Genomic DNA, 8913 nt, shown 5'->3' on the forward strand with positions numbered 1-8913 from the left:
GAGCTGCATGACAAGGTCATCGGGCATTATCTGAACATAAAACACTATCAGTAAGTTGGAGTCATTACCGAATTGTTCAGGTTCAATACCTGGTAGGTCTATCCACTTGCTCCACTGACGGTCGGGCGTGAGCTGTTTACGCCAGCGAACGCGACTTTCCCCTACTTCAAAAGAGACGTCATCATCTACGGGTATCGCTTTGCCTGATAATTGACCAAAGGGATAACGATGCAGACCCTTATTGTCGCGAAAAACCAGCAGTGAATGAGGTATCCAGCGAATTATCTCAAATGAGTCTGCATTCGCCGTAAGGTGAACGCCATTTAAATAAATATTCTGCCCACTGCGGATAAGCAGATCATTGGAATATGAATTTCTGTTTACACTCATAAGACGTGGATTAATACCCCACCATCTTTTTTCTAATACAGTAACATCACTGCTGCTCCCCTGACGTCGACCGGACAAGTAGAGATTTTTACTATCCACCAGCGTGGTAGAGTTACCTTCGATAGCTTTTAGTGTCGCCAGCTCAACACGTGACGCGCCGCTATTACTTTCGGTGCGCTGTCCGTCAAAATAGAGGCTATATTTATCGACCGCGAAGCGGCCCATAGCCTGAAAGCTGGCAATATCGACAGTGAGTGTTCCCGGTGGATTGCTAACGATTTTGCCACGCCAGAGAATAACGCGGCCGTCTGTCACCCAGTGGTATTCCTCATTTTCTATGCTTATTTCATCGGAAGGTATATAACCCGTTTTCCCAGAGATATTTTTCACAAGGCGCAAACCGGCCCTGCTCATCTCCGGAAACTGGGCAATGATTTTCTTATCCCCCCAATAACCTTTACCGTAAGACATAACACCGTGATCATTGTAATAGTCGAACCCTATGGCCTGTACAGCAGGCGTCAGAAATGTGTGTCCCAACAGGATGAGTGCAACTGTGATTATTTGACCCTTCATTTTGTCGCCTCATTGCGCGGGGCAGGAATAAATTCGCCGTCATCAGTAATTTTTCCGTCCAGATATCCCGTTTTGTAATTTACGCCATAGACATATCCCGAATGTTGTTCCTTCCAGATTAAGCGAACTTGTTTCGGATCAGCGGTGCGGTATCGCCAGAGCTGCGCGCCATCAAAGCTGTAAATGTAGCGGTTATCGCGGGCATACCATCTGCGCAAAAAGGGATGGTCATTAAGATGGGCTTCGCGTTCATCCGGAGAACGGTTATCCAGTAAGATCAGCGGTCCGTCAGATTCAAACACGTGTAAACCGGAATGGTATGGCTACCCTTCGGCACGCGTAAGTAAATAGCCGTGGCGTTTCCCGGCGTTGAAACGTTTGTTGATAATAAGATTGGGATCATCAAGTTTCACGATCTCCAGCTTACGGTTACCAGACTCTGTTTCGATGATGGTATAAAGCGAGTCCTGATGCTGGGCGACAGCATCACTGATGGGTTGAAACTGCTCCGGATCGAGTCCGGGTAATTCTTCCTGTTTACAAGCAGGTCCTTTACGCCAGAACACTTTCTTTTCCAGCAGAGAAAAATCCAGACAGTGCTTTGTTAAATCTTCATCCCACGCCAGATTTTCCTTGTCGAGGACTTTACGCTGCAGCCCGTTTTTATCACGCCAGGTCAAGAGTGAGCCGGGCATCCAGCGCACGACGGAAAAGGTGTCCGGGTCGGCATCAAGCTGTTCGCCGTTGAGCAGGATTTTGGTCCGTGTACGAGCCAGGGTATCCCAGGGGCCAAATGGTACGGCAATGCAGGGGTTAAACGTGGTGGAAAACTTTCCTCGCTGATCCCAGGACTTCTGCGCCAGCACACGGAAACTCTCGGGGTCAGCGAGGCGATGCCCATTGATATACAAGAAATTAGCGTCACGTAATATCAGCCCCAGTAAGTCAGGATCCCAGGGAGGCCGGAATTCCACCTGATGCAGCGTTTTGATATCCAAGCTATTTCCACCACCATTGTCATCGGTGCGCTTGCCTTCAAAATAGAGACTGTGTTTATCTGCGGCAAAATCACCCCATGCCTTGAACGAGGCGACATCGACGGGAGGTGTGCCGGGAGGGTTTTGCACAACTTCACCCGCGTAGAGGATATTGCGACCATCGCTATGCCATGAATAATGAGGATACCAGGCCTGTGCGCCCTCATAGAGGTAGTCGGTTGTCAAATCAGTCAGAGGCGGTTCTTTATCCCATTCGTCTAGTGTTGTCGGGTCTATTAATAAATTGGGTAACCGACGCAAACTCTTGTAATTCACGTCAGGTAGAGAAAGATTTGTTTCTTTATAAGGGCGCAGGTACACCACGCCTTTTCCCTGTTTCTGGTAAATATTATGTTCAGGTGCGGAAAGCCGACATCCCCATGCCGACGATAAAAACAATGAACAAGACAACAAACAAACCACATTGCGATAGTGCATAAAGCCATCCTGGCGCGAGGTGTTGATCACGAAACTGCCAGCAGAACATAAATCCTCACGAGTAAGCGTTATACTCGCAGCATTTCCTCACTTTTCAGACTTCATAAAGAGTCGCTAAACGCTTGCTTTTACGCCTTCTCCTGCGATGATAGAAAGCAGAAAGCGATGAACTTTACAGGCAATCCATAATGAAAAACGTGTTTAAGGCACTCACTGTATTACTTACTCTCTTCAGCCTGACGGGCTGCGGTCTGAAAGGTCCGCTCTATTTCCCGCCTGCAGATAAAAACGCACCGCCGCCGACCAAACCGGTAGAGACGCAAACGCAATCCACGGTGCCGGATAAAAACGATCGCGCCACTGGCGATGGTCCATCCCAGGTGAATTACTAAAAGTCAGTTTCTGTACCCGCGTGATTGGAGTAAATGATGCAGTTCTCGAAAATGCATGGCCTTGGCAACGATTTTATGGTCGTCGACGCGGTAACGCAGAATGTCTTTTTTTCACCGGAGCTGATTCGTCGCCTGGCGGATCGGCACCTGGGGGTAGGGTTTGACCAGCTGCTGGTGGTTGAGCCGCCGTATGATCCTGAACTGGATTTTCACTATCGCATTTTCAATGCTGATGGCAGTGAAGTGGCGCAGTGCGGTAACGGTGCGCGCTGCTTTGCCCGTTTTGTGCGTCTGAAAGGACTGACCAATAAGCGTGATATCCGCGTCAGCACCGCCAACGGGCGGATGGTTCTGACCGTCACCGATGATGATCTGGTCCGCGTAAATATGGGCGAACCCAACTTCGAACCTTCCGCCGTGCCGTTTCGCGCTAACAAAGCGGAAAAGACCTATATTATGCGCGCCGCCGAGCAGACAATCTTATGCGGCGTGGTGTCGATGGGAAATCCGCATTGCGTGATTCAGGTCGATGATGTCGATACCGCGGCGGTAGAAACGCTTGGTCCTGTTCTGGAAAGTCACGAGCGTTTTCCGGAGCGCGCCAATATCGGTTTTATGCAAGTGGTTAAGCGCGAGCATATTCGTTTACGCGTTTATGAGCGTGGGGCAGGAGAAACCCAGGCCTGCGGCAGCGGCGCGTGTGCGGCGGTGGCGGTAGGGATTCAGCAAGGTTTGCTGGACGAAGAAGTACGCGTGGAACTCCCCGGCGGTCGTCTTGATATCGCCTGGAAAGGTCCGGGTCACCCGTTATATATGACTGGCCCGGCGGTACATGTCTACGATGGATTTATTCATCTATGAAGCAACCAGGGGAAGAACTGCAGGAAACACTCACGGAGCTTGATGACCGGGCGGTTGTCGATTATCTGATTAAAAATCCTGAGTTTTTTATCCGCAATGCGCGCGCAGTAGAAGCGATACGTGTGCCGCATCCGGTACGCGGCACCGTTTCGTTGGTCGAGTGGCACATGGCCCGCGCACGTAATCACATTCATGTTCTGGAAGAGAACATGGCGTTGTTGATGGAGCAGGCTATCGCCAACGAAGGGCTGTTTTATCGCCTACTCTACCTGCAGCGCAGTCTCACCGCCGCCAGCAGTCTCGACGATATGCTGATGCGCTTTCACCGCTGGGCGCGCGATCTCGGCCTAGCTGGTGCGAGTCTGCGCCTGTTTCCAGATCGCTGGCGCTTAGGTGCGCCGTCGAACCACACTCATCTGGCATTAAGCCGTCAGTCTTTCGAACCGCTGCGTATTCAGCGTTTGGGGCAGGAACAGCACTATCTTGGGCCGCTTAACGGACCGGAGCTGCTGGTGGTGCTACCGGAAGCGAAAGCGGTGGGATCGGTGGCGATGTCGATGCTGGGAAGCGATGCTGATTTGGGTGTTGTGCTGTTTACCAGTCGCGATGCCAGTCACTATCAACAAGGGCAGGGAACGCAGTTACTTCATGAAATTGCGCTGATGTTGCCGGAGCTTCTGGAGCGTTGGATTGAACGCGTATGACCGATTTACACACCGATGTAGAACGCTACCTACGTTATCTGAGCGTGGAGCGTCAGCTTAGCCCGATAACCCTACTTAACTACCAGCGTCAGCTTGAGGCGATCATCAATTTTGCCAGCGAAAACGGCCTGCAAAGCTGGCAACAATGCGATGCAGCGATGGTACGCAATTTTGCTGTACGCAGTCGCCGTAAAGGGCTGGGAGCAGCAAGTCTGGCGTTACGGCTTTCTGCGCTACGTAGCTTTTTTGACTGGCTGGTCAGCCAGAACGAACTCAAAGCTAACCCGGCGAAAGGAGTTTCGGCACCGAAAGCGCCGCGTCATCTGCCGAAAAATATCGACGTCGACGATATGAATCGGCTGCTGGATATTGATATCAACGATCCCCTCGCTGTACGCGACCGTGCAATGCTGGAAGTGATGTACGGCGCGGGTCTGCGTCTTTCCGAGCTGGTGGGGCTGGATATCAAACACCTCGACCTGGAGTCCGGCGAAGTGTGGGTGATGGGGAAAGGCAGCAAAGAGCGCCGCCTGCCGATTGGTCGCAACGCTGTGGCGTGGATTGAGCACTGGCTTGATTTGCGCGACCTGTTTGGTAGCGAAGACGACGCGCTTTTTCTGTCGAAACTGGGCAAGCGTATCTCCGCGCGTAATGTGCAGAAACGCTTTGCCGAATGGGGCATAAAACAAGGGCTGAATAATCACGTTCACCCACATAAATTACGTCACTCGTTCGCTACGCATATGCTGGAGTCGAGCGGCGATCTTCGTGGTGTGCAGGAGCTACTGGGTCATGCCAACCTCTCCACCACGCAAATCTATACTCATCTTGATTTTCAACACCTTGCCTCGGTGTACGATGCGGCGCATCCACGCGCCAAACGGGGGAAATAATGCGTTTTTACCGGCCTTTGGGGCGCATCTCGGCGCTCACCTTTGACCTGGATGATACCCTTTACGATAACCGTCCGGTGATTTTGCGCACCGAGCGAGAGGCGCTTACCTTTGTGCAAAATTATCATCCGGCGCTGCGCAGCTTCCAGAATGAAGATCTGCAACGCCTGCGCCAGGCGGTACGGGAAGCGGAACCCGAGATTTATCACGACGTGACACGTTGGCGTTTTCGTTCGATTGAACAAGCGATGCTCGACGCCGGGCTGAGTGCCGAAGAAGCCAGTGCAGGCGCACACGCAGCAATGATTAACTTTGCCAAATGGCGCAGCCGAATCGACGTCCCGCAGCAAACTCACGACACCTTAAAACAGCTGGCGAAGAAATGGCCGCTGGTGGCGATCACCAACGGTAACGCCCAGCCGGAACTGTTTGGTTTGGGGGATTATTTTGAGTTTGTGCTGCGCGCTGGCCCGCACGGGCGCTCAAAACCGTTCAGCGATATGTACTTTTTGGCTGCGGAAAAACTCAACGTGCCGATCGGCGAGATCTTACATGTTGGGGACGATCTCACCACTGACGTGGGTGGGGCAATTCGCAGCGGAATGCAGGCTTGTTGGATCAGACCGGAAAATGGCGATCTGATGCAAACCTGGGACAGCCGTTTACTGCCACATCTGGAAATTTCCCGGTTGGCATCTCTGACCTCGCTGATATAATCAGCAAATCTGTATATATACCCAGCTTTTTGGCGGAGGGCGTTGCGCTTCTCCGCCCAACCTATTTTTACGCGGCGGTGCCAATGGACGTTTCTTACCTGCTCGACAGCCTTAATGACAAACAACGCGAAGCGGTGGCCGCGCCACGCAGCAACCTTCTGGTGCTGGCGGGCGCGGGCAGTGGTAAGACGCGCGTACTGGTGCATCGTATCGCCTGGCTGATGAGCGTGGAAAACTGCTCGCCATACTCGATTATGGCTGTGACGTTTACCAACAAAGCGGCGGCGGAGATGCGTCATCGTATCGGACAACTGATGGGCACCAGCCAGGGCGGCATGTGGGTAGGCACCTTCCACGGGCTGGCGCACCGCCTGCTGCGTGCGCACCATATGGACGCCAATCTGCCGCAGGATTTCCAGATCCTCGATAGCGAAGACCAGCTACGCCTGCTTAAGCGTCTGATCAAAGCCATGAACCTCGACGAGAAGCAGTGGCCGCCGCGCCAGGCAATGTGGTACATCAACAGCCAGAAAGATGAAGGCCTGCGTCCGCATCATATTCAAAGCTACGGTAATCCGGTGGAGCAGACCTGGCAGAAGGTGTATCAGGCGTATCAGGAAGCGTGCGATCGCGCGGGCCTGGTGGACTTCGCCGAGCTGCTGCTGCGCGCTCACGAACTGTGGCTTAACAAGCCGCATATCCTACAACACTACCGCGAACGTTTTACCAATATCCTGGTGGACGAATTCCAGGATACCAACAACATTCAGTACGCGTGGATCCGCCTGCTGGCGGGCGACACCGGCAAAGTGATGATCGTCGGTGATGACGACCAGTCAATCTACGGCTGGCGCGGGGCGCAGGTGGAGAATATTCAGCGTTTCCTTAATGATTTCCCCGGTGCCGAAATTATTCGTCTGGAGCAAAACTACCGCTCTACCAGCAATATTCTGAGCGCCGCTAACGCCCTGATTGAAAACAATAACGGGCGTCTGGGTAAAAAACTGTGGACCGATGGCGCGGACGGTGAGCCTATTTCCCTCTATTGCGCTTTTAACGAACTCGATGAAGCGCGTTTTGTGGTTAACCGCATCAAAACCTGGCAGGACAACGGCGGGGCGCTTGCCGAGTGCGCCATTCTCTACCGCAGTAACGCCCAGTCGCGTGTGCTGGAAGAAGCACTGTTGCAGGCGAGTATGCCGTACCGTATTTACGGCGGGATGCGCTTCTTCGAACGCCAGGAAATCAAAGATGCGCTCTCGTATCTGCGCCTGATTGCCAACCGTAACGACGACGCGGCCTTTGAGCGTGTGGTGAATACGCCAACGCGGGGTATTGGTGACCGGACGCTGGACGTGGTACGTCAGACATCGCGCGATCGCCAGTTAACACTCTGGCAGGCATGTCGTGAACTGTTGCAGGAAAAAGCCCTCGCCGGACGTGCTGCCAGCGCCTTACAGCGGTTTATGGAACTGATCGACGCCTTAGCGCAGGAAACTGCCGATATGCCGCTGCATGTACAGACTGACCGGGTAATTAAAGACTCCGGCCTGCGTACCATGTACGAGCAGGAGAAGGGCGAAAAAGGTCAGACGCGTATCGAAAACTTAGAGGAACTGGTGACGGCAACGCGCCAGTTCAGCTACAACGAAGAAGACGAAGATTTAATGCCGCTGCAGGCGTTCCTATCCCATGCGGCGCTGGAAGCAGGCGAAGGGCAGGCGGATACCTGGCAGGATGCGGTACAACTGATGACCATGCACTCGGCGAAAGGTCTGGAGTTCCCGCAGGTGTTTATCGTCGGTATGGAAGAGGGCATGTTCCCAAGCCAGATGTCGCTGGATGAAGGCGGGCGTCTGGAAGAAGAACGCCGTCTGGCCTACGTTGGCGTAACCCGCGCGATGCAGAAACTGACGCTGACCTACGCGGAAACTCGCCGTCTGTATGGCAAAGAGGTTTACCATCGCCCGTCGCGCTTTATTGGCGAGTTGCCGGAAGAGTGTGTGGAAGAGGTGCGCCTGCGCGCCACGGTAAGCCGCCCGGTCAGCCATCAGCGGATGGGTACGCCGATGGTCGAGAACGACAGCGGCTACAAGCTCGGCCAGCGTGTACGCCACGCTAAGTTTGGTGAAGGCACCATCGTCAATATGGAAGGCAGCGGTGAACATAGCCGTTTGCAGGTGGCATTCCAGGGCCAGGGAATCAAATGGCTGGTGGCAGCTTACGCCCGGCTGGAGTCGGTGTAACGTTGCCGGATGCGGTGCTGCGCACCTTATTTGGCCTAAAAAATCATTCAGATTCAATAAATTGCAACGTCATGTAGGCCGGATAAGGCGTTTACGCCGCATCCGGCATCAGCAGCATATTTAGTATCTGACACAAAGCTATCATTCTAACCTTTCCGCTCGACGGAAATCATGGTGACAAAAGGATAGCGTTGCCACGGGATTGCCCCGCCTTTCATATACATATGTGAAATCGTGCCACCAAGATAAAGCAGCTGCTCAACGTTCAGTTTCGCTTTGGCATAACAGGCAAAATCATAAAAATTTGTCGCCTGCTGGCTCAACAAAAACACGGCATTCCCATGTTTATTAATCCCAACACCGTTACGAATTTTACGTGAGGCGACGTTGGGATGAATACGCGGATTAATTACACCGTTTTCCATCAACATTGGTCCTGACTGCACCGCAAACTGAATATCTTTACTGGCTTTAAAAGCATCCAGACGAACGATGCCGACTTTATCTCCCGCGACATAAAACACGCCGCCAGGACGGATAAAGAAATTCCCTTCACCTGAAGCGAGATTTAACGCCACCTTCTGCTGTAATGCCGATCAGTTAAGGATCAGTTGACCGATCCAGTGGCTGTGTAAGAATCCGGAAACGCTCACTTGTTTC

General features: G+C 52.8%; 7 protein-coding genes and 2 pseudogenes. 6 read left to right on the top strand and 3 right to left on the bottom strand.

The genetic code is table 11. The features are described from left to right. On the bottom strand, positions 1-966 hold a 966-nt coding region (locus tag ABZJ92_RS19240; protein WP_025723736.1), incomplete at its 3' end, for a hypothetical protein. Next, positions 963-2471: pseudogene (locus ABZJ92_RS19245) on the bottom strand (DKNYY family protein). The pseudogene ABZJ92_RS19245 and the gene ABZJ92_RS19240, both read right to left, overlap by 4 nt. A 158-nt stretch (positions 2472-2629) precedes the next feature. Between ABZJ92_RS19245 and lptM the strand changes: the two are divergent. From lptM to uvrD, 6 genes are all read left to right on the top strand, one after another. Further along, the gene (gene lptM / locus ABZJ92_RS19250) at positions 2630-2833 is read left to right on the top strand and encodes an LPS translocon maturation chaperone LptM (protein ID WP_000799889.1); all 204 of its coding nucleotides are present in this window, start codon (positions 2630-2632) and stop codon (positions 2831-2833) included. Positions 2834-2869: 36 nt separating this feature from the next. Further along, positions 2870-3694, top strand: coding sequence for a diaminopimelate epimerase (gene dapF / locus ABZJ92_RS19255; RefSeq protein ID WP_005001985.1), 825 nt, complete (start codon positions 2870-2872; stop codon positions 3692-3694). After that, a complete protein-coding gene (locus tag ABZJ92_RS19260) occupies positions 3691-4398 on the top strand; it encodes a DUF484 domain-containing protein (RefSeq protein ID WP_000812796.1) in 708 nt (235 codons plus the stop codon). The genes dapF and ABZJ92_RS19260 overlap by 4 nt, the downstream gene beginning before the upstream one ends. Next, the gene (gene xerC, locus ABZJ92_RS19265; RefSeq protein WP_000130686.1) at positions 4395-5291 is read left to right on the top strand and encodes a tyrosine recombinase XerC; all 897 of its coding nucleotides are present in this window, start codon (positions 4395-4397) and stop codon (positions 5289-5291) included. Before ABZJ92_RS19260 ends, xerC begins: the two co-directional genes overlap by 4 nt. Beyond that, positions 5291-6007 carry a 5-amino-6-(5-phospho-D-ribitylamino)uracil phosphatase YigB gene (gene yigB / locus ABZJ92_RS19270; protein ID WP_001213584.1) on the top strand — a complete coding sequence of 239 codons (717 nt, stop codon included), beginning with the start codon at positions 5291-5293 and terminating at the stop codon, positions 6005-6007. Before xerC ends, yigB begins: the two co-directional genes overlap by 1 nt. A gap of 83 nt (positions 6008-6090) precedes the next feature. Next, positions 6091-8253, top strand: a complete 2163-nt coding sequence (uvrD, locus tag ABZJ92_RS19275) for a DNA helicase II (protein ID WP_000383393.1) — start codon at positions 6091-6093, stop codon at positions 8251-8253. A gap of 146 nt (positions 8254-8399) precedes the next feature. Here uvrD and ABZJ92_RS19280 read toward each other — a convergent pair. Beyond that, positions 8400-8840: pseudogene (locus ABZJ92_RS19280) on the bottom strand (phosphodiester glycosidase family protein); the annotation flags it as partial. Positions 8841-8913 lie beyond the last annotated feature (73 nt).

Source organism: Shigella sp. FJ200513 (assembly GCF_040495915.1).
In the GTDB taxonomy this organism is placed as follows: domain Bacteria; phylum Pseudomonadota; class Gammaproteobacteria; order Enterobacterales; family Enterobacteriaceae; genus ECMA0423.